Source organism: Paenibacillus campinasensis (assembly GCF_002272015.1).
Taxonomy (GTDB): Bacteria; Bacillota; Bacilli; order Paenibacillales; family Paenibacillaceae; genus Paenibacillus_AQ; species Paenibacillus_AQ campinasensis.
This window is the reverse complement of the sequence record NZ_NPBY01000063.1, coordinates 12,046-33,323: the sequence shown is the minus strand read 5'-3', so window position 1 is coordinate 33,323 and position 21,278 is coordinate 12,046. Positions and strand designations below refer to the sequence as shown.

Sequence of the window (21,278 nt, the reverse complement as noted above, 5' to 3'; positions counted from 1 at the left end):
AACTTTCGGCTACTCAAAAGGTAACAAATTTGTTACAATAGGTAATGTCGTGAGGAAATTCCGTGGTTTTTAAAGGAATTCCATGGAAACTGTCGAAAGTATAAAGGCTAACTATGTGTTGGGAAGTGATGAAGTGATCGAAATGCAGGACGTGTGGAAGACTTATCCGAACGGAGCGCATGCGCTTCAAGGCGTATCGGTTAAGATCAACCGCAATGAATTTGTATACGTCGTCGGTCCGTCCGGCGCGGGTAAATCAACATTCATGAAGCTTATCTATAGAGAAGAAGTGCCTACCAAAGGGCAGATTTCCGTGAATGGATTTAACATCGGAAAGCTGAAGCAGCGCAAGATCCCCTATGTTCGCCGAAATATCGGGGTTATTTTTCAGGACTATCGTCTTCTGCCCAAGCTGACCGCTTACGAGAATGTGGCGTTTGCGATGGAGGCGATCGAAGCGCCGCCGAAGCTGATCAAGAAGCGGGTCATGGAGGTGCTGGATCTGGTCGGTCTGAAGGCCAAGGCGCATCGTCAGCCATCCCAGCTGTCAGGCGGGGAGCAGCAGCGGATTGCCATCGCACGGGCGATTGTCAACAACCCTGCGGTCATTATTGCGGACGAGCCCACCGGCAACCTGGATCCGGAGACGTCCTGGGGCATTATGCAGCTGCTCGACGAGATTAACTTCCGGGGAACGACCATCGTAATGGCGACGCACAACAAGGAAATTGTCAATACGATGCGCAAGCGCGTACTTGCCATAGAACGCGGACAGATCGTCCGTGACCAGCAGAGAGGGGAGTACGGCTATGAGTTTTAGAACCCTCTTGCGGCATTTGCGGGAAGGGGCGAAGAGCGTTATTCGAAACGGGTGGATGTCGCTGGCATCCATTACGTCCATCATCGTGTCCTTATTTATTCTCGGCGTTTTCATTCTGCTTGTCATGAATGTCAATGCGCTTGCCGATAAAGCAGATAGTAATGTTCAAGTCAACACATATCTGAATCTCAATGTGGATGAGGAGATGCGCGAGACGGTTAGGCAGGAGATTGAATCGATGCCTGAGGTCAAGTCGATCAAATTCGTGTCCAAGGACGACGGTTTGAAGGAGCTGGAGGAGACGCTGGGTTCCGAATGGCTGGAGGGTTACAGCGAGGGAGATCGCAACCCGCTCCCTGATGCGTTTGAAATCTCGGTCATCGAGCCCACTACGGTACCATTTGTAGCCGACAAGATCAGCGCGCTGAATGAGAAGTATCCGGTGGAGCCGATTCTTCGGGTGAAGTACGGGGAAGGCACCGTCGAAACGCTGTTCAAGATTACACGCACCGTCCGGAATATCGGATTTATATTTGTAGCCGGGCTCGCGCTGATGTCGATGTTCCTGATCTCGAATACCATTCGAGTGACGATTCTGGCCAGACGCCGCGAGATTGGCATTATGAAGCTGGTGGGCGCTACCAATTCGTTCATCCGCTGGCCTTTCTTTGTGGAGGGCGCTTTGCTTGGATTTTTCGGCTCTATCATTACCGTCGGGCTCCTGTTTGCCGGCTATCAGCGGCTGTTCGCCGCAGCACAGGCAGATATGACGCTGGCGCAAAGCCTGATCCCGCTTGGAGATCTGTGGCTGCTTCTGGGCGGCATCATCATCGCGCTTGGAATGGCCATCGGAATCTGGGGCAGCACCATGTCGATTCGGAAATTTTTGAAGGTGTAAAAAAATGACAAAGGATGGGGAGCGAAAGTTGAAGAAAATCGCCGCTGCAGCAGCCGTTCTGTTACTGGGCGCTGCATTGATCCAACCCTCTGACGGACAAGCTGAGAAGAAAACGGCAGCCGATGTGGACCGCGAGCTGAAGGCCTTGCAGGAGCAGGTTCAGAAGGCCCGGGAACAGAAGAACAAGGCTGCGGAAGAGAAGAAGGAAGCACAGCATTACAAAAACAAAGAGACGCGCAATCTTCAATATGTCATGCAGCAAATTGAGATCGTGAGCAATGAACTGACCAAAATCACGATGCAGATTGAGGAGACGGAAGACCTGCTTCGCAAGACAACGCAGGAGCTTGAGGCTGCCGAGGAGCGCATCGTCGCACGTGAGGAGCTGCTGGACTCCAGGCTTCGCCTTATTTACATGGACGGGCAGGTTTCCTATCTGGATGTGCTGCTGTCCTCCACAAGCTTCAGCGATTTCCTGGAGCGGGCGGATTCCTTGAAGACGATCGTAGATCAAGACCAGGATCTTCTGGTCCAGCATAAACAGGACAAGCTGCTCGTGATCGAGAAGAAGAAGGAGCTTGAAACCCAGTATGCAACGGCCAAGGATCTGTACGCTCAGATGGAAGACCGCAAGAGCGAGCTGAATGAGAAGGAGCAGGAGAAGCGTGTGCTTCTGGCTCAGTATGATCAGGAAATTGAGGATGCTGAAATTTTGAGCGAGGAGCAGGATCGTCTGCTGGTTCAACTGGCAACGAAACGTTCCGATCTGGAGAAAGAGAAGAACAAGCTCGCGGCTGAAGAGGCGGCTCGCAAGGCAGCCGCAGCGAAAGCGGCCGCAGCGGCAGCGGCCAAGAAAGCCCAGGCCACGACCCTTCGCGGCAGCTCCGGCGGAGGCTATACCGGCAATGGCGGACCGTTTGCTCTGCCTGTATCCGGTGCGCGGCTCTCTTCCAATTATGGCCCGCGTGTGCATCCGGTAACGGGCGAGAGAGGCAAGATGCATACCGGCGTCGACTTTGCAGCACCGCAAGGGACGGACATTCGGGCTGCCGATAGCGGCACGGTCATTTTGGCCCAATGGTGGAGCGGTTACGGAAACTGTGTTATTGTTGATCATGGGGGCGGAGTATGGACGCTGTACGGACATATCCGCAATGGCGGCATCATGGTTAGCGAAGGCGAGAAGGTATCTCGGGGACAGAAAATTGCCGAGGTTGGCTCCACGGGGCAAAGCACAGGACCGCATCTGCATTTTGAGGTTCGTATCAACGGCAGTCCGGTGAACCCGATGCCTTACTTGTAAAGACCCGATATTGTTCGGAAAATGAGACGGTGTTTTCGGATCAGGAATGTATAGCATTTGGAAGTCAGGCGATACTTATGAATCCGGGGTTACAACCAGTCCCAGGCGCAGCTATCCGATGCAACCTTTGACCGCTGTATAAATATTCCCGTATAACCAATCATATACTAGGTGGACGGGGTTACCCCATGAATGAATCATTGAATCGTGCAAAGGCGGTGAAATACATGCTGAAAAAAAGGACGGCTGTCTTTCTGGTCATCGCAGCCATGCTGTTTGGCGGGCTGTTTACGATGGTCGTGTCGGAGCTAGCCGGCACGGAGCAGACGGGAGAAGCCCAGGGCTTGCTCGCGAGCAGCCTTGCCGAGAGCCAGAAGGCGAGCGGCCAGGCCGATCAGGATGAGACCAGGAAGCTGCAAGTGGCTCTGGATCTGATTGAACAGAATTACTACAAGGATGTTGACCGTTCCAAGCTGATTGACGGTGCGATTAACGGCATGATGGGTGCGCTGGAGGACCCGTATTCGAACTATATGGGCAAAGCTGCGGCAGAGCAGTTTGAGGACAGCATCTCCGGCTCGTTCAGCGGCATCGGCGCGGAGGTATCCTCCGAGGATGGCCATGTGGTGGTCGTGTCCCCAATCAAGGGATCCCCGGCGGATAAGGCCGGCATTCGTGCGAAGGACATTATCTTGTCGGTGAACGGCGAATCGCTGCAGGGACTGGACTTGAATACAGCGGTATCCAAAATCCGGGGGCCTAAAGGCTCCGAGGCCGTGCTGCAAATCAAGCGGGCAGGATCGGAACAGCCGATTGAATATGTGATAGTCCGGGACGATGTCGATTTGCAGACGGTGTCCGCACGCATGGAGGCTGACGGAATCGGCGTGATCGAGATTTCCCAGTTCTCTGAAAACACCGGCAAACGGTTTAAAGAGGAGCTCAAGAAGCTCGAGGATCAAGGCATGGAAGGCTTGGTCATTGATGTCCGAAACAACCCGGGCGGGGTTCTGTCGGTCGTGATCGACATTGCCGAGCAGTTCGTTCCGAAAGGCAAGCTGATCGTGCAGGTGGAAGATAAAGATCAGAAAAGACAGAAGCATGTCTCGGGCGGAAGCGCGAAGCCATACCCGGTTACCGTCCTGATGAATAAAGGCAGCGCAAGCGCCTCTGAAATTTTGGCCGGTGCGCTGCAGCAATCGGCAGGCGCGGTGCTGGTCGGCGAGCATTCCTTCGGAAAAGGCACGGTCCAGACGAGCTTTGACAAACCATTTGGGGACGGAAGCCTGCTGAAGGTGACAATCGCCAAGTGGCTGACGCCAAACGGATCGTGGATTCACGAGGATGGCATCGAGCCGGATATCAAAGTGGAACAGCCGGAATATTTCACGGTAGCGCCAATTGACAAGAAGAACACCCTAAAATTCGATATGAACAACAACGATGTGAAGAGTGCCCAGATTATGCTGGAAGCGATCGGCTTTGAGCCGGGACGGAAGGATGGTTATTTCGACCAGACGACCGAAAAGGCAGTGAAGAGCTTCCAAAGCAAACACAAGCTGGAGGCCGACGGGGTCATCAACAGTGCAACAGCGGAAGCGCTGGAAACTGTGCTGATCGAGAAAATCCGCGATCCGAAAGAGGATAATCAATTGAATCGCGGGATTGCCGAGATCAGGAAGGAGATCGCGGCCAAGGCGTCGAAACATTAAGAAGGCTAGCACTTAGCCTTCTTTTTTTCTTGCCGGAATATCCGAGGCAAGGGCGGGATATTCGCGGACATGGTATGTATAGCTTGCTTGTTCAGACATTGGGAAAGGAGCGTGGCATGCTGTTGGAAACGGCAATACAATTGTTGTGGCTTTGGACGGATGCAGGGTTGCAGCTGCTGACGCAGCCCTTTTATTATATCTCCATCTTGTTTGTCATGATGTTCTACCGAAGGCAGGTGCTGCTGGAGCGGAAGCTGTTCCATGTGCGGCTCCATGCATGGGGCCGGCAAACCTGGCGAACGGTGCTTGGCGGCTTGGCTGCTGGCCTGGCCGTATCCATCGTGGTTGCCTTCCTGGGCGTGTCGCTGAGTCTGGAAGCGATTCTGTGCATCTGGATAACTGCACTCATTCTGATGTTGTTTCGCATACGTTTTCTTTGTTTTGCGTACGCGATCGGCTTGCTGGGGCTGATCCAGGGGGCACTAAGTCTATTCCCCAGCTGGCAGCCTCAGCCGCTATGGCTTGAAGCGGCCGTCTCGGCCATTCGCGGGCTGGACATCCCGTCGCTGCTGGCCTTGTCGGCGGTGCTGCATTTTGCCGAAGCGATGCTGATCATGATCCAGGGGGCGGGCTTTGCAACGCCGCTGTTTCTTGAAGGTAAGCGTGGAAAGCTGGTTGGCGGCTATCATATGCAGAGCTTCTGGCCGCTGCCGCTATTCCTGCTTGTCCCTGCTGCGGAGGGAGGCGGCATGCTGCCGTGGACGCCGTTCTTTGGCGGGGATGCATGGAGCGGGGGCTTTACGATGCTGGCGCTTCCGGCCATGATCGGCTTCGGCGAAATGACACAGAGCATGCTGCCGAAGGAGAAAGCGAGAGTGACCTCCCGGCGCATGGTCGTCTATGCGGCGATCGTGCTCATTTTAAGCCTGCTGGCCGAGTGGTGGTCCCCGGTCATGTTCGTGGCGGCGCTGGCGGCCCTGGTGCTGCATGAGGGCCTTACGTGGCACAGCCGGTATGAGGAACAGCAGCGCAGCCCGGTCTTCGTGCATCCGGCTCAAGGGCTGCGTATATTGGCTGTGCTGCCGAACAGTCCGGCAAGCGAGCTTGGACTGCTGGCGGGAGAGACGATTCTGAAGGTGAACGGGACGCTGGTGCACAGCAAGGAGCAGCTGCATGCCGCGCTCCGCCAGAACCCGGCATTCTGCAAGCTGGAGGTACAGAACCATGAAGGCGAGAGCAAATTTGTGCAGCGGGCCATTTATGCCGGCGAGCACCATCAGCTCGGGGCGATTGTAGCGCCAGATCCGAATGACGGGATCGCAGTGGAGCTGAAGCCGATCAGCCTGGTGGCGCTGATAGCCAACAAGCTTCATGTTGGCGGCAGGCAGGGCGCGAGTTCCCGCAAACGGAAAGGGAAGATCCACAGCGAAGCGGACAAATCGATAGATCTGTAAATTTGATCGTTACCGGATAATGAATAAGCCTGCATTCTCTCTTGAACGCTTGAAGAGAGAATGCAGGCTTATTTTGCGTACATTGGTCAGGACGTGCCGACCTGTTTTAAATAAAATATGGCGATCTGGGTTCGGTCCCGCAGCTGCAGCTTGCTCAAGATGTCGGTGACATAGTTTTTGACAGTCCCTTCACTCAAGAACAGCCGCTCCGCAATTTCTTTGTTGGATAGCCCGTCCGCGATGAGGGAAGCGATGTTTCGTTCTGCGGGTGTGAGTCCATAGCGTTCGAGCACCGAAGGGTCTGTCTGCACCCGATCAGCCGGACGAAGCATGCCTGTCAGCTTGCGTGCGATATCCGGATGAATCAGCATATTGCCATCATGCACGGTTTTGATCCCCTGGATGATCCGGTCAGGCGGAATGTTCTTCAGCAAATAGCCGCTGGCTCCGTTCTGCAGCGCCTGGACGATATAATCATCATCATCGAAGGTGGTCAGCATCAGCACACGACTATCGGGGTATTTCGTCCGGATTAAACGCGTGCCCTCCACGCCGTCACAGATCGGCATCCGGATGTCCATCAGGATTACATCAGCGGCCACTCCGCTGTCCAGCAGTGCGAGTGCCTCTTCTCCATGACCGGCGACAGCCGTTACCTCAATGTCCGAATCCATGCCGATTAATAGTTTCAGGCTTTCCCGAATGAACGGATCATCGTCTACGATAAGAACGGAAATCAAGCGCCGTCACGCCCTTTCTATATCGATTTACACCATATCGGTTGTGCGATAGACAGGAAGCTGAGTAATGACCGTGAAAACCGGGGTGCGGCGAATTTCAAGCAGGCCACCGATCAGCTCGGTCCGCTCCCTCATGCCCCGAATGCCCATCCCTTGCTTCATCGGGCTTGACGAACTAGCCGCGTGGTCGCCAGTTTCACCATTGTTGGAAACTTCCATTCGCACATGCTCTTCGCCATAATGGATTACAATGTTCACCTGACTGGCGCCTCCATGACGAATCGCATTGGTGATCGCTTCCTTGGCGTTTCTGTACAGCACAACATGCTGGCTGGGGTATAGCGGGTAAGGCAGTCCTTGAAGCCGCAGATTCGTATCTATCCCGGTCTCCTTCTCCGTCTCCTCAAGCAGCCGGTCCAAAGCGTAATCGTCGGACAGGCTGCGCCGCGGGTTCACCCGTTTCACGGCAGCGCGCATTTCCTCCATGCTCTGGCTGAGCTGATCCCGAATCTGATGCAGCATTTCCATCCCTTTGGCCGGATCGCCCGGCGTGACTTGAATGGCGGCTTCGGTCATCATTTTAACGCGGATCAGCCGGTGGCCGATATCATCATGAAGCTGTCGGGAAATGCGGGTTCGCTCAGCGGTCTGGGCGGCGCTTTCCACCTGATGGGCGAAATGAAGGAGTCGCTTGCCCGCTTCATCCTGCCGATAGTGATCCTGCTTCAGCTCATCATAGAGGCGGAGCGTATGCTCCTGCTTGCGCATCCCTTCCAGAATCAGGCTTACAGAGACGAGAACAAGCACAAATAAGAAGTTGGCGCTTGTCCTAATGAGCGGTTCCGAGTCCATCAGCGCATGGTTGATCAGCATCAGATGAAGTGCTGCCAGACTCCAGCCATATGTGCGCGTGAATAACGGAAGATAAGCGCACAGGCTGGATACGGACAAGAAGGCCATCATAAAGCCATAGTTGCGGCACAGCCACCAGGACAATGCGATTTCCAGCAATATCGCTGCTTTCAGACTGGCATCCCCGGGCAAATAGCGGCTGAGCACGGCAATGGCAAGAAACAACAGAACATAGACCATGTACTCGCCGTAATGCTCAAGCGGATTGAGATAGATGGCGGCGATCGCCGGCAGCAGAATCATCCCGTAGCGGAGGATAGAGAGCGACTGAGACATATGCAACCCGCCTTTTTGTTCTTTAGCTCGTTGTCTTTACTATAACACAAGGGGGGAGCCCCAGAGGGGGTGACTTTGGTCACCAATGAAGGTGACCTTATCTACCTTTATCCTGACGGGGTCTGGGGTACAATCGAGATATCAGAGACAGGAAGAATGGAGTGGGATAACGATGGCACCCTTTCTTGAAATGAAGGATGTTGTGAAACGATATGGCGGCAAGCTGTCCGTGGACCATTTGAATCTCAGAGTGGATCAAGGTGAAATCCTGGGGCTGCTCGGGCCGAACGGGGCCGGCAAGAGCACATCGATCAACATGATCTGCGGTCTGCTGGACATGGATCAGGGAAGCATCCATGTGGACGGTATCTCCGTGAAGGAGCGTCCGCTGGAAGTGAAGAAGAGGATCGGGCTGGTTCCCCAGGATTTGGCCCTGTATGAGGATATGACGGCACAGGATAATGTCGCTTTTTTTGCCAAGCTTTACGGGCTTCGCGGGGCGCTGCTGAAGGAGCGGGTAGCGGAAGCACTGGCTTTTGTCGGTCTTCAGGATCGCGCGAAGGAGCGGCCGTCTACCTTTTCCGGCGGGATGAAAAGAAGGCTCAATATCGCCTGCTCGATCACGCATCATCCGAAGCTGATCATTATGGATGAGCCAACCGTCGGCATCGATCCGCAATCGCGCAATCATATTTTGGATTCCGTCAAGAAGCTGAATGAGATGGGGTCCACCGTCATCTATACGAGCCATTACATGGAAGAGGTATCGGCGATCTGCGATCGGGTAGCCATTATGGATCAGGGGCATGTGATTGCCTTCGGAACGCTGGCAGAGCTGAAGGAGCGCGTGAGCCATGAGGAGAAAATCATCATGACGATGGAGGGCATTACGCCTGCGCTGATTCATGAGCTGTCGGAGCATAACCGGGTCATTCGCGTCATCCAGAGCGAGCAGCAGGTCGAGGTGTATCTTCCGTCCGCCCAGCAGGAACTGCAGGATATTTTGTATATATGCGGCAAGCATCAAGCCGTCCTCCAGACGCTACAGTGTGAAGAGGCTGGACTGGAAACGTTGTTCCTCAGTCTGACGGGACGAACACTTCGAGACTGATGGCCGCGCTGAAAAGGGAATGGAGAAGGGAGAGCCTGACATGAAAATCGCAGCGATCGCCTGGTTTGAACTGAGAAGAATGGCGACAAGCCGGTCTGTTTTGATGAATCAATTTTTGCTGCCGCTCCTTTTAATTTTTATATTAGGAAATGCGTTGTCCGGCTTTTTTGGCGGCGGGCAGGAGTATGTGCAGCAGATGGTCCGGGTTGGAATAATAGCTGAGGGTCCGGGCCGGGAGGTGCCGGCAAGCCTGCAATCCGTGATCGACTCGCCGGAAGTGGAGAAGCTGCTTGTTCCGACCTATCTGATGGACATGGAAACCGCTGAGAAGCAGCTGCGGAGCGGAGATCTGGATTATGCCGTTATCATTCCGCAGGATTGGGAGCAGCGGATCAGCAGCGGGGAGGAGACAAGGCTGGAGCTTCTGCCGGGCAAGGACCGGGAGCTTAATTTGATTGCCGACACGGTGTTCAAAAGTTATACAGCGGAGCTCAACCACCGCATGGCAGATGCGGCCATCCTGGGGATGGACAGCATGTCAGCGTGGTTGGCAGCGGGCGGAGAAACGGCACCAGGCCCCTTCGTGGAGGTTGGACAAATGAGCGAGCAGGGGGCGACTTACTCGGCTGCCCAGTATTATTCGGTGTCTATGCTGGTCATGTTCCTGTTATACTCCGGCTTGATGGCCAGTGTCAGCTTGTTTGAAGAGAAGGACAGCCGGACGCTGTACCGTCTCCAAAGCGCCCCGGTGCCCGGCAGCAGCATATTTATCGGGAAATTGACTGGCGCCAGCCTGATTGCAGTCATACAGGCGGTGGTCATCGTGCTTGGCTCCATGTGGCTGTTTGGGGTGGAATGGGGCGACAGACCGTTGTTCCTCGTTCTCGTCTGTATGCTGGTTACCCTGGGCTCGATGGCTCTGGCGGTCGTGGTCACATTGTTCTCAAGGACAGCTGCCGGAGCGCGGGGCGTGATGCAGACGGTCATCATTGCGATGACGTTTGTCAGCGGGGGATTTACCCCGATTGCGGCCGAGTGGGTGCAGCAGATCAACACCGTCACCGTGAATTTCTGGGCGATGCAGAGCTTGCTCCGGATCATGCTGCACAGCAGCGGCTCCGAGATTCTATTCAGCATGGGCATGCTTGCTGCTGTCTGCGTCGGATTAACCGCGGTTGCCTCGATCACGTATCGGAAGGTGGGGTATCATGCATAGCTTAACGATAGCCTGGAATATGGTCAGACGTACGCTGGGCCGTAAAAAAGGCTGGGTTGTATATTTGGTCATGCCCTGTATCGTAGTCGCGCTTGCCGTACTGCTGTTGGGTCAAACGAAGGCGGTCGGCATTGTCGTCTCTTATGTGAACGATGATGAAGGCCCAGCCGGACAGTATGTGATTCGGGAGCTTGCCAGGCATGATCAATACGTGCTGAAAGAGGCTGCATCTGAAGCTGAACTCCGGGACGGCTTACTCCATAATACAAGCACTGTCGGGATCCGGATTCCTTCCGGGCTTAGCCAAGGGCTGATCGAAGGGGAGGTTCCAGGCGTGAAGCTGTATGAACTGACCGCCTCCGAAGGGGCAGCCTCGGTACGGCTGACGGTCGAATCGGCCATTAAGCGTCTTCATGGCACCGGTTCGATCATTCGGACAGCAGGGGAGGAAGCCGGCGGCATGCAGATGCTGGAGCAGGTGCTGGGGCAGGTGGAGCGGTATACCATCGATACGGCAACCACGGATCTCCATCTATATTCGCGGCCAGGTCTGGCGAATGTCACAGGCTTCACGTTGATGTTCATGATGGGACTTATCTCCAGTGTCGTCACCTTGATCGTTGATGACCGCAGGCAGCGGACGATGTCGCGTATCTATACAGCGCCGGTGCGGGCGTACGAGATTGCGCTTGGCAACTTCCTCGGCAGCCTCGTCGTCGGATCGCTGCAAGTCATGGTTGTGCTGCTTCTGAGCAGAACGGTGCTGAGGTATGACTACGGCATTCCGTTTGGGCTTCATTTTCTGATCCTGACCGCCTTTATGATGGTGTCGCTGGGCCTGGCAACCACGGTTGCAGGGATGATCCGCAATGATAAAAATACCGCGCTCATCAACTCCCTGATTATTACTCCCACCAGCATGCTGGGCGGATGCTTCTGGCCGATCTCCATCATGCCGGATTTCATGCAGAAAATCGCCAATTTCATCCCGCAGAAATGGGCGATCGAAGCGGTGGAGATCGGGGCGACCGGCGGCTCGCTGGCCGATATCGGCCTGCCCTTGGCGGTGCTTGGACTGATGGCTGTCATTTTGCTGACGGTCGGGTCAGCGGTGCTGCGCCCGAGTGAGGTCGGTACCGGCGGCCGGGCTTAAAGGCTGGCTTGAGTGGCTTGTCAGTGCCCCAAGGACCCAATCGTGCAAAATAGAGCGCCAGGTGGACAGATACGGCAATCTGTCTTCCTGGCGCTCTTTGGATTTAGGATGTGGCTGCTGCGCTGCTATTGCTGCAGCTGTCTGAGCACGGTGATTTCAACGCGCCGATTCTTTCTCCGGCCCTCATCAGTAGCGTTGTCAGCTGCGGGCCGCGTATCGGCATAGCCTGCATACTGGAAGCCTGCAGGGTCCAGCCCGCTCTCGTCAATGAAGTAACGAAGCACCGACATCGCTCGTGCACCGGATAGCTCCCAGTTATCCTTGTAGCTCGACCAGCGGCTGACCGGCACATTGTCGGTATGACCTTCGATGCTGATCGCTGCATCGAGGCCCTCAAAGAGGCTGGCCAGCTTGGTCAGGACCGGCGCAGCCCCGGGCTTGAGCTCGGCGTGACCGGTGTCAAACAGGAAGCGGTCGCTTAAGGTGATGGCGATGCCGCGAGGCTCGTCCGCAATAAAGATGTCTTCCTCCAGCTGATGCTCCTTGACGTATTGTTCGATCACGGCCATGAAGTCGGACAATGCCTTTTCCTGATCGCGGAAGGCCAGCTCGCGCTCCGTCATGGCTTCGGCGGGCGCTTCCGGTTCGGCTTGAGGAGCATCGGGATTTTTATGCTTCTCGGTATCAGCTTTGCCCGTGATGCCCGAGCCTATCTCCAGAATGCTGTCCCCGCTCTGGAAGGTGGCCTGCAGCGACTGTGTGACAAGCTGATATTTGTCAGAATCGAGCTGGCTCATCGCATACATGACTACAAAAAAGATCAGCAGCAGCGTGATCAAATCCGCATAGGTAATGAGCCAGCGGTCGCGTCCGCCTTCACCTTCCTTCCTCAGAGGCCGCCGTCGTCTATTCGGCTGTCTCATGCGAAATCCCCCTTGAATGTGAAGACACAGCAGCGTCCTTATTCGTGAAGGCTGCGAGCTTTTTGCGGACGATCAGCGGGTGCTCCCCGTTCTGTATGGCGAGAATTCCTTCGAGCGCCAGCTCCATCCGCTGAATTTCTTCCTCGCCGCGTGCTTTAATTTTGGACGCAATGGGCAAAAAGATAATATTGGCACTGGCAACCCCGTACAAAGTCGCGGTAAATGCAACGGCAATCGAGGGACCAAGACCGGTTGGGTCCTGGAGGCTGCCAAGGACGTGGATAAGCCCCATCACCGTCCCGATGATGCCCATCGTTGGCGCATAGCCCCCTGCCGATTCGAATATTTTGGCATAGCCTTCATGCTTTTGCTCGGCTGCATGGATCTCCAGCTCCATGATTTGGCGTGCCATTTCGGGATCTGTGCCGTCGATAACCATTTGGATGCCTTCCTGGAGAAATGGGTCCTCGTCATCGGCTGCACGCTGTTCAAGCGCGAGCAGCCCGTCCCGGCGGGCAATGACAGACATGCTGACAATCGCTTCGATCAGATCCTCCGAGGAGCGTCCGCCTCGTCCGAAGGCCAGCTTCAGGGCGGTTGGAATCGTGCGTAGACGGGAGGACGGGAAGCTGATGACAACCGCAGCCAGCGTCCCTCCAAAAACGATGAGCGCAGCCGTTCCCTGCAGCAGTCCGCCGATATGTCCGCCTTCCCATAAAAATCCTCCGATCAGCGCGGCTAAACCGGCAAGCAGGCCAATGATGATTGTAATGTCCATTCGCTGTCTCATCTCCTTTTGTAATATGAACCATTAAATTAAAACTTCATTAAAGTGTTTGCAACCAAAAATCGTTAGCGGTATAATGGGACGGGAACAGATATTCTTATTTACTGGACCATAGGCGATCTATTTCCCGGTAGTTATTTCATCGGGAAATTTCGATATATCTTTTAGACTTACTTAATTTTAGACGATGAGGGTGATAGGGACAATGAGCGATATTGTTGTCAGTACCAAATCCTTTGAAATCGTGTCGGAGTTCCAGCCCCAAGGGGATCAGCCGGCTGCGATTGACGCATTGGTCGAAGGGCTGCGCCAAGGGAAAAAGCATCAGACGCTGCTGGGAGCAACAGGGACGGGGAAGACGTTTACGATCGCGCAAACCATTGCCAAGGTGAATCGCCCCACGCTTGTGATTGCGCATAACAAGACGCTGGCTGCACAGCTGGCCAGCGAGTTCAAGGAGTTCTTCCCCAACAATTCAGTGGACTATTTCGTGAGCTACTATGATTACTATCAGCCGGAGGCGTATATTCCTTCTTCGGATACGTATATCGAGAAGGACTCCAGCATTAACGAGGAGATCGATAAGCTGCGCCACTCGGCGACCAGCTCTTTGTTTGAGCGCCGGGACGTTATCATTGTGGCGAGCGTATCGTGCATATACGGCTTGGGATCCCCGCGGGAATACGGCGAGCTGCTGCTGTCGCTGCGGGTAGGGATGGAGAAGCCTCGAAACCAGATTTTGTCACGGCTTGTGGATATCCAGTATCAGCGGAACGACATTAATTTTGTCCGCGGCACGTTCCGGGTACGGGGAGACGTTGTTGAGATTTTCCCGGCCTCCCACGGCGAGCATGCGATTCGGGTGGAGCTGTTCGGCGATGAGATCGAACGCATTACCGAGATCGATGTGCTGACGGGCGAACTGATTGGCGAGCGGGAGCATGTCGCCATCTTCCCGGCCTCTCACTTTGTTACGCGAGAGGAGACGATGCGTGCTGCGCTCGTCAATATTGAACGTGAGCTGGAGGAGCGCCTGGAAGAGCTGCGCTCCCAAGGCAAGCTGCTCGAGGCCCAGCGTCTGGAGCAGCGGACACGCTATGACATCGAAATGATGAAAGAGGTCGGTTTCTGCTCCGGTATCGAGAACTATTCAGGGCCGCTCACCTTCCGGGAAAGCGGAGCCACCCCGTATACGCTGCTGGACTATTTCCCTGACGACATGCTGATCGTGGTCGACGAATCCCATGTGACGCTGCCGCAAATCCGGGCGATGTACAACGGGGACCGGGCGAGAAAGACGGTGCTGGTGGAGCACGGATTCCGTCTGCCGTCAGCGCTCGACAACCGTCCGCTCAAGTTTGAGGAGTTCGAGGAGAAGGTAAGGCAGATTATCTACGTATCGGCAACGCCGGGGCCTTACGAGCTTGAGCACTGCGATACGATGGTAGAGCAGATCATTCGTCCGACCGGTTTGCTTGATCCGATTATTGATGTGCGTCCGACCGAGGGCCAGATCGATGATCTGATCGGTGAGATCCATGACCGCATCGATCGCGATGAGCGGGTGCTGGTCACCACGTTGACGAAGAAGATGGCTGAGGACCTGACCGATTATTTGAAGGAAGTCGGCATCAAGGTCCGGTATATGCACTCTGACATCAAGACACTGGAGCGGATGCAGATTCTACGGGATCTCCGGCTTGGCACATTCCATGTCCTGGTCGGCATTAACCTGCTGCGGGAAGGGCTTGACCTGCCGGAGGTATCGCTGGTGGCGATTCTGGATGCCGACAAGGAAGGCTTCCTGCGTTCGGAACGATCGCTCATCCAGACGATCGGCCGGGCTGCCCGGAACTCCGAGGGCAAGGTGATCATGTACGGTGACACGATCACCGAATCGATGGATCGGGCAATCAAGGAGACCGAACGCCGCCGCAGCATCCAGATGGCGTACAATGAGAAGCACGGCATCACGCCGCAGACGATCCGCAAGAAGATTCGCGACGTGATCGAGGCCACGAAGGTGGCCGAGAGCAGCGCCGACTACTTGACGGACGCCGCAGGCAAGATGTCCAAGAAGGAGCGCAAGAACCTGATTCATCGCCTGGAGGCGGAGATGAAGGAAGCGGCGAAGAACCTCCAGTTCGAGCGGGCCGCCGAGCTGCGCGATGCGCTGCTTGAGCTGCAGGCGGAATAGTCTGTCGATAGGGAGTCTGCGGAGAGGGAAGGGCATTCGCGACCAAGCGAGGGCCTCCTGAACTCCTGAAGCAAGCAGCACAATCGGGGAAACCAGTGATACAACGTCATAGGACGTTTATGTATAGATAGATACTATTTTGATACAAACGGTGCTTGATGCGGGATTTATTTATTCGTGGTTAAGCCGCCATAGGAGATGATATCATTTGGCAAGTGAAAAGATTGTGATCAAAGGCGCCCGCGCCCATAATTTGAAAAACATTGATGTCACCATTCCCCGCGACAAGTTCGTAGTTCTGACGGGACTCAGCGGATCAGGCAAGTCGTCTCTCGCTTTTGATACGATCTATGCCGAAGGACAGCGCCGGTATGTAGAATCGTTGTCTGCCTATGCGCGTCAATTTCTGGGGCAGATGGAGAAGCCGGACGTCGATTCAATCGAGGGCTTGTCTCCGGCGATATCCATTGACCAGAAGACGACCAGCCGCAACCCGCGTTCAACGGTCGGCACGGTGACGGAGATCTATGACTATTTGCGCCTGTTGTTTGCCCGCATCGGTCATCCGCACTGTCCGGAGCATGGGGTTGAGATTACCTCCCAGACCGTTGAGCAAATGGTAGACCGGATTATGCAGTACCCGGAGAAAACCAGGCTGCAGATTTTGGCGCCGCTTGTGTCCGGCCGCAAAGGGGAGCATAAAAACTTGTTCGCCGATATTGCGAAACAAGGATTTGTCCGGGTACGGGTCGACGGCGAGCTTCGCGACCTGTCCGAGTCCATTGAACTGGAGAAGAACAAAAAGCATACGATTGAGGTTGTTGTTGACCGGATCGTGGTGAAGGAGGATATCGAAGCACGGTTGGCCGACTCTATTGAGACGGCGCTGAATTTATCCGGCGGACAGCTTCTCGTTGATATTATCGGTCAGGAGGAGCTGCGCTTCAGCTCGAACTTTGCCTGCCCGATCTGCGGGTTCAGCATGGAAGAGTTGACACCGCGCATGTTCTCCTTCAACACGCCGTTTGGCGCTTGTCCGGATTGTGACGGACTCGGGGTGGAGATGATCATCGATCCCGAGCTGCTGGTTCCGGATCCGAGCAAGAGTGTGGAGCAAGGAGCTTTCCAGGCTTGGAGCGGAGGCACCTCTAACTATTACCCGCAGTTTTTGAGATCAGTATGCGAGCACTACGATATTCCCCAAGATGTGCCGGTCAGCAGCCTGAGTGAGGATCAGATGAACAAGCTTCTGTACGGAACAGGCGGCGAGAAGGTACATTTCCGATATGAGAACGATTTTGGCCAGCGGAAGGAAGCGTATGTGCCGTTTGAAGGAATTATTCCGAATCTTGAGCGGCGCTATAGGGAGACGAACTCGGAAGGCATCCGGGAGTTCATTGAAGGCTTCATGAGCAGCAAGCCGTGTGACACTTGCAAAGGGCACCGTCTTAGAAAGGAAAGTCTTGCGGTCACGGTCAACGACCGGAACATGGCGTATGTGACCAACCTGTCGGTTGGCGAGTCGCTTCACTTCTTCGAGGGTCTGGAGCTGAGCGAGAAAGAGCAGCAGATTGCGAATCTGATTCTGAAGGAAATCCGCAGCCGGCTCGGCTTCCTTGTGAATGTCGGCCTCGATTATTTGACGCTCAGCCGTTCGGCAGGCACGCTGTCCGGCGGTGAGGCACAGCGGATACGCCTGGCTACGCAGATCGGCTCAAGCCTCATGGGCGTCTTGTATATTTTGGACGAGCCGAGCATCGGCCTGCACCAGCGGGATAATGATCGTTTGATCTCGACGCTGGAGCATATGCGCAATATCGGCAATACGCTGATCGTGGTCGAGCATGATGAGGATACGATGATGGCAGCGGATTACATTATCGATATCGGACCTGGAGCAGGGATACACGGCGGTCAGGTCATCGCACAGGGAACGCCGCAGGAGATCATGCAGGATCCGAATTCCTTAACCGGCCAATATTTGAGCGGGCGCAAGTTCATTCCGGTGAACACCGACCGGCGCAAGCCGGACGGGCGCTGGCTGGAAGTGCGCGGAGCCAAGGAGAACAACCTGAAGAACATCAATGTGAAAATTCCGATTGGCGTATTCACCGCAGTGACTGGCGTATCCGGCTCAGGCAAATCGACGCTTGTTAACGAAATTGTATATAAGACGTTGGCGCGGGATCTGAACAGGGCGAAGGTTCGTCCGGGTAAATACCGGGAGATGAAGGGCCTTGAGCATATCGAGAAGGTTATAGATATTGACCAGTCCCCGATTGGAAGAACACCGCGTTCGAATCCGGCCACGTATACCGGTGTGTTTGACGATATTCGGGACATCTTCTCCCAAACGAATGAAGCGAAGATCCGCGGCTACAAGAAAGGCCGCTTCAGCTTCAACGTGAAGGGTGGACGCTGTGAGGCGTGCCGTGGAGATGGCATTATCAAGATTGAAATGCACTTCCTGCCGGACATCTATGTGCCTTGCGAGGTGTGCAAGGGCAAACGGTATAACCGCGAGACGCTGGAAGTTAAGTACAAGGGCAAAAATATTTCTGATGTGCTGGACATGACGGTGGAGGACGCGGTGGAGTTCTTCCAGAACATCCCGAAAATTCACCGGAAGATCCAGACACTGATGGATGTCGGATTAGGCTATATCAAGCTTGGGCAGCCTGCTACGACGTTGTCAGGAGGCGAAGCCCAGCGGGTCAAGCTGGCGTCCGAGCTGTACCGGCGCAGCACCGGCAAAACGATGTATATCCTCGATGAACCGACAACAGGGCTTCATGTGGACGATATTGACCGATTGCTTGTCGTTCTGCACCGCCTGGTGGATTCCGGTGAATCGGTGCTTGTCATCGAACATAACCTAGATGTAATCAAGACCGCTGATTATATAATCGACCTTGGTCCCGAAGGAGGAAGCGGCGGCGGTACGATCATCGCAACCGGCACGCCGGAAGAGATCGTGAAGGTGGAGGAGTCTTACACCGGCAAATATCTGAAGCCGATTCTCGAACGAGACACGAAGCGGACGAAGGAGCTTCACAAGCTGGAGGCGGCTCGCTGATATTCAGATTCAGCGGGCCTTGAGCCTTCCTTACGTATCCCCCCCTCTCCGGGGTGTGCTATGACGTAACGCACGTTGGAGCGAGTTTTTTTTGAATTTTTTGGAGTAAGGGCTTGCATCCGGACGGGCGCACGGATAACATAGAAGGAGATATGCTAAAATGCTCGAGAAACCCACGAGGAGGTACGTTTCATGTTCCTTGCAGCAGTATCGGATGCCAACGCGACGTTCAAAACATTCGATATTTTCATGATCCTGTTTACGATTCTGATCTTTATCGGCGTGGTGCGCCTGTTGACGGCTCGCCAGAAAAATAAATTCGCAATCGCTTTCGGACTTGTCAGTCTGGCTGTGTTCCTGTATTCGGACTATGCCATGATTACCGGCTGGTTCAAATAGTCAGCTTTATCGCGAATCGAAAAGACAGCTTCATTACAGCTACATACAAATGAGACGTCTGGTCCACATGGGTGGAATGAAGGCGTCTTTTTTGTTTGCAACGAGTCGTAATGTCGCGTCCAACAACGATGGATCTCATCGATAAACCGTTTTCTTGATGATGCCCTAGCATAGCTGTTGCCTAAATCTGTTACCTAGAGGGGCCCCAGGCTGCTATTCTTGTGCGCGTGTCGCCAGGTTACGATCCTTGTGCCGGTGTCTCTAGGTTGCGACCCTTGTACGGCTGTCTTTAGGTGCTATCCTTGTGCTGCGTTCCCTATGCTGCTACTCCTGTGCGGTCTGCCCCTGGGTTGCTATTTAATGCGATTGCTCCTGGAATGTTATCCTTGTGCCGCTGCTTTTGCATGATTATCCCTTTTGTTCAGGGGGAGGATGAAGATGGATGTCTGCGGGCGAGGGCGAGGGGGCCAGACAGGTGAATGGACAGATGAATAAACAGATGAATAAACAGATGAATGAACAGATTGAATGAACAGATGAATGAACGAGGAAAGAGACAAGGAATAGAAAAGGAAATAGAAAAGGCAATGGATCGAAAATTAGCCTTCGCAACGCTTGACGATTCAATCGAAGAAGAGGAGAAATCATGAGTTGATAAAAGAAATTAAGGAAAAAGATAGGAATTAAACGAGGATTTTAGTTGAAACAGATAACATTAGTCTGGTATAATAAGGATATAAAAGAACGTATGTTCGATCCTATTGTTCGAGGTGAATAATTATGGAGGTTCATGGGCTAACAGATCTTCAACCATTCCATCGTCGTTTTCAGAACGAGCAGGCCTGTTTGGAGGCCGTGATCGCGATGAAGTGGCCAAACGGCTTCGTTTGCCCGCGCTGTGAACACACCGGGTGCAGCCGTCTGAACTCCCGACGTGTTCCCTTGTTCGAATGCGGACGGTGCAAGCATCAGACATCGGCTTTGGTGGGCACGATTTTTGAAGGAACTCGTTTGCCTCTGCTCAAGTGGTTTATGGCTCTGGACTTGTTCCTGCTCCCGGATGGCATCTCGGCGTTGCGTCTTAGTCAAGCGATCGAAGTCACCTACAAGACCGCTTGGTTAGTGCTGCACAAAATTCGTCATGCTGTCGGCGAATTCGATGCGCGGGAGCTGCTCTACGGCGAGGTGAAGGTGAACAGCGATCAGTATGGCTGCAATCCCTCCCGATTTGAAGTTGTGCATCCGCATGCCTCTGTGGTTGTCGCTGGTTGTACGGTCGATGAGTTAGGTGAACCTCAGCAGGTCAAGCTTGAACTCGTCCCACAGAAGAGAGGAAGCGATAAAAGGGCAGCTCGTCGCGAACTAACTGCATTTATCGATGAGCACGTGGATCGCCTTTTATCCGAGGTACAGCTGTTCTCCCAAGCTTTTCGACTATATACACCGCTGCGGAACATAGTAAGAGAGGCTTGGAAGTTGCTGAAGAGTACATATGGCCCGTTAGGACAGAAGCATCTGCAGGCGTATCTGAACGAGTACACAGGACGCCGCTGGCTTCGCATGTCTGAAACGGAGGAGTCGATGGGGCAGAAGTTGCTGCAGATGTGCATGGCGATCCCCGGGATTTCCTACCGCCAGCTGATCACTCGCCAACCGAAACAGTCCCTTGCTGCGGTTGCTTGAAAGAGAGGGGTAACAGTTGGATTTGTGGGTGAAGAGTGCTGGTGAGACAGATCGATTTGAATTGTGAGCTCGCGTGAACAAGTACTGATGAGATGGTATTGCTTCGCTGAAGGCGACAAGGAGTCAAGCATAGTATAATCCGCTTTTTCATTTGGTCCGTGCGCTTATCCTGTAGCCTCATTCCAAAGTTACATCCCAAAACTAAATTCCAAAACTACAATCTAATTTACATCCCAAATACATCCCAAAACTATATTCTTAGTCTACATTTCTAATCTACATTCTCAGGAGTGCTACTAAGCTGTCCTTCACAAGCTATTCTTCTATGCTATTCTTCTATGTTGTTCAACTAAATGTTCTTTCAAGCTTATCTATCAATCTAATCTGTAAAGTTATTCTTTTAGGTTATTTTTTAAAATTATTCTTTTAAGTTATCCTTCTAACCTCTAAGCTGTTCCTTAAAGCTTCCTCCTAAGTTACCTATTTCTAGAGACCGACAATTCGCAGTCTTTTTAATCATTTCTATGCTGCCTGATTAAAAGGGATAACGATGCAAAGGATTCGGGACAGACCATACTTTACACGCGCTGGATAATAGAATGGAGGAATATGGAAAAC

The 21,278-nt window shown here is 53.8% G+C and carries 17 protein-coding genes; 13 read left to right on the top strand and 4 right to left on the bottom strand.

Going from position 1 to position 21,278, the window contains the following annotated elements:
• Positions 1 to 133 precede the first annotated feature (133 nt).
• The 5 genes from ftsE (at position 134) to CHH67_RS19485 (ending at position 6,187) form a co-directional block, all read left to right on the top strand.
• Complete coding sequence (gene ftsE, locus CHH67_RS19505; RefSeq protein ID WP_095267124.1) at positions 134 to 820, top strand: cell division ATP-binding protein FtsE; 687 nt, start codon at positions 134 to 136, stop codon at positions 818 to 820.
• Positions 810 to 1,718, top strand: a complete 909-nt coding sequence (ftsX, locus tag CHH67_RS19500) for a permease-like cell division protein FtsX (RefSeq protein ID WP_095267008.1) — start codon at positions 810 to 812, stop codon at positions 1,716 to 1,718. Before ftsE ends, ftsX begins: the two co-directional genes overlap by 11 nt.
• Before the next feature lie 28 nt (positions 1,719 to 1,746).
• Positions 1,747 to 3,021: a murein hydrolase activator EnvC family protein gene (locus tag CHH67_RS19495; protein WP_095267122.1), complete on the top strand. Its 1,275-nt coding sequence runs from the start codon at positions 1,747 to 1,749 to the stop codon at positions 3,019 to 3,021.
• Between the two features lie 227 nt (positions 3,022 to 3,248).
• The gene (locus CHH67_RS19490; protein WP_095267121.1) at positions 3,249 to 4,733 is read left to right on the top strand and encodes a S41 family peptidase; all 1,485 of its coding nucleotides are present in this window, start codon (positions 3,249 to 3,251) and stop codon (positions 4,731 to 4,733) included.
• 122 nt (positions 4,734 to 4,855) lie between these two features.
• Positions 4,856 to 6,187 carry a PDZ domain-containing protein gene (locus tag CHH67_RS19485; RefSeq protein ID WP_095267120.1) on the top strand — a complete coding sequence of 444 codons (1,332 nt, stop codon included), beginning with the start codon at positions 4,856 to 4,858 and terminating at the stop codon, positions 6,185 to 6,187.
• Between the two features lie 86 nt (positions 6,188 to 6,273).
• Here the strand turns inward: CHH67_RS19485 and CHH67_RS19480 are convergent, their stop codons facing one another.
• A complete protein-coding gene (locus CHH67_RS19480; protein ID WP_095267006.1) occupies positions 6,274 to 6,927 on the bottom strand; it encodes a response regulator in 654 nt (217 codons plus the stop codon).
• Between the two features lie 27 nt (positions 6,928 to 6,954).
• A complete protein-coding gene (locus tag CHH67_RS19475; protein ID WP_095267005.1) occupies positions 6,955 to 8,115 on the bottom strand; it encodes a sensor histidine kinase in 1,161 nt (386 codons plus the stop codon).
• Between the two features lie 172 nt (positions 8,116 to 8,287).
• Here CHH67_RS19475 and CHH67_RS19470 point away from each other — a divergent pair, with 172 nt between their 5' ends.
• From CHH67_RS19470 to CHH67_RS19460, 3 genes are read left to right on the top strand one after another with little or no spacing between them, the layout of a single operon-like run.
• A complete protein-coding gene (locus CHH67_RS19470; RefSeq protein ID WP_095267003.1) occupies positions 8,288 to 9,226 on the top strand; it encodes an ABC transporter ATP-binding protein in 939 nt (312 codons plus the stop codon).
• A gap of 40 nt (positions 9,227 to 9,266) precedes the next feature.
• Positions 9,267 to 10,442 (top strand): ABC transporter permease, encoded by a 1,176-nt coding sequence (locus CHH67_RS19465; protein ID WP_095267001.1) that lies wholly within the window; start codon positions 9,267 to 9,269, stop codon positions 10,440 to 10,442.
• Positions 10,435 to 11,595 carry an ABC transporter permease gene (locus CHH67_RS19460; protein WP_095266999.1) on the top strand — a complete coding sequence of 387 codons (1,161 nt, stop codon included), beginning with the start codon at positions 10,435 to 10,437 and terminating at the stop codon, positions 11,593 to 11,595. The genes CHH67_RS19465 and CHH67_RS19460 overlap by 8 nt, the downstream gene beginning before the upstream one ends.
• 125 nt (positions 11,596 to 11,720) lie before the next feature.
• Here CHH67_RS19460 and CHH67_RS19455 read toward each other — a convergent pair whose 3' ends face one another.
• On the bottom strand, positions 11,721 to 12,518 hold the full coding sequence (locus CHH67_RS19455; protein ID WP_095266997.1) for a flagellar motor protein MotB: 798 nt from the start codon (positions 12,516 to 12,518) through the stop codon (positions 11,721 to 11,723).
• Positions 12,502 to 13,296, bottom strand: a complete 795-nt coding sequence (locus CHH67_RS19450) for a flagellar motor protein (RefSeq protein ID WP_095266995.1) — start codon at positions 13,294 to 13,296, stop codon at positions 12,502 to 12,504. Before CHH67_RS19450 ends, CHH67_RS19455 begins: the two co-directional genes overlap by 17 nt.
• A 214-nt stretch (positions 13,297 to 13,510) precedes the next feature.
• Here CHH67_RS19450 and uvrB point away from each other — a divergent pair, with 214 nt between their 5' ends.
• From uvrB to CHH67_RS19430, 5 genes are all read left to right on the top strand, one after another.
• Positions 13,511 to 15,502, top strand: coding sequence for an excinuclease ABC subunit UvrB (gene uvrB, locus CHH67_RS19445; RefSeq protein ID WP_095266993.1), 1,992 nt, complete (start codon positions 13,511 to 13,513; stop codon positions 15,500 to 15,502).
• A gap of 208 nt (positions 15,503 to 15,710) precedes the next feature.
• The gene (gene uvrA / locus CHH67_RS19440; protein ID WP_095266991.1) at positions 15,711 to 18,578 is read left to right on the top strand and encodes an excinuclease ABC subunit UvrA; all 2,868 of its coding nucleotides are present in this window, start codon (positions 15,711 to 15,713) and stop codon (positions 18,576 to 18,578) included.
• 192 nt (positions 18,579 to 18,770) lie between these two features.
• Complete coding sequence (locus tag CHH67_RS19435) at positions 18,771 to 18,977, top strand: hypothetical protein (RefSeq protein WP_095266989.1); 207 nt, start codon at positions 18,771 to 18,773, stop codon at positions 18,975 to 18,977.
• Between the two features lie 515 nt (positions 18,978 to 19,492).
• Entirely contained in the window at positions 19,493 to 19,627 is a 135-nt protein-coding gene (locus tag CHH67_RS27090; protein WP_280523049.1) for a hypothetical protein, read from the top strand.
• 130 nt (positions 19,628 to 19,757) lie between these two features.
• The gene (locus CHH67_RS19430; RefSeq protein WP_095266988.1) at positions 19,758 to 20,660 is read left to right on the top strand and encodes a transposase; all 903 of its coding nucleotides are present in this window, start codon (positions 19,758 to 19,760) and stop codon (positions 20,658 to 20,660) included.
• The last annotated feature ends 618 nt before the right edge of the window (positions 20,661 to 21,278 follow it).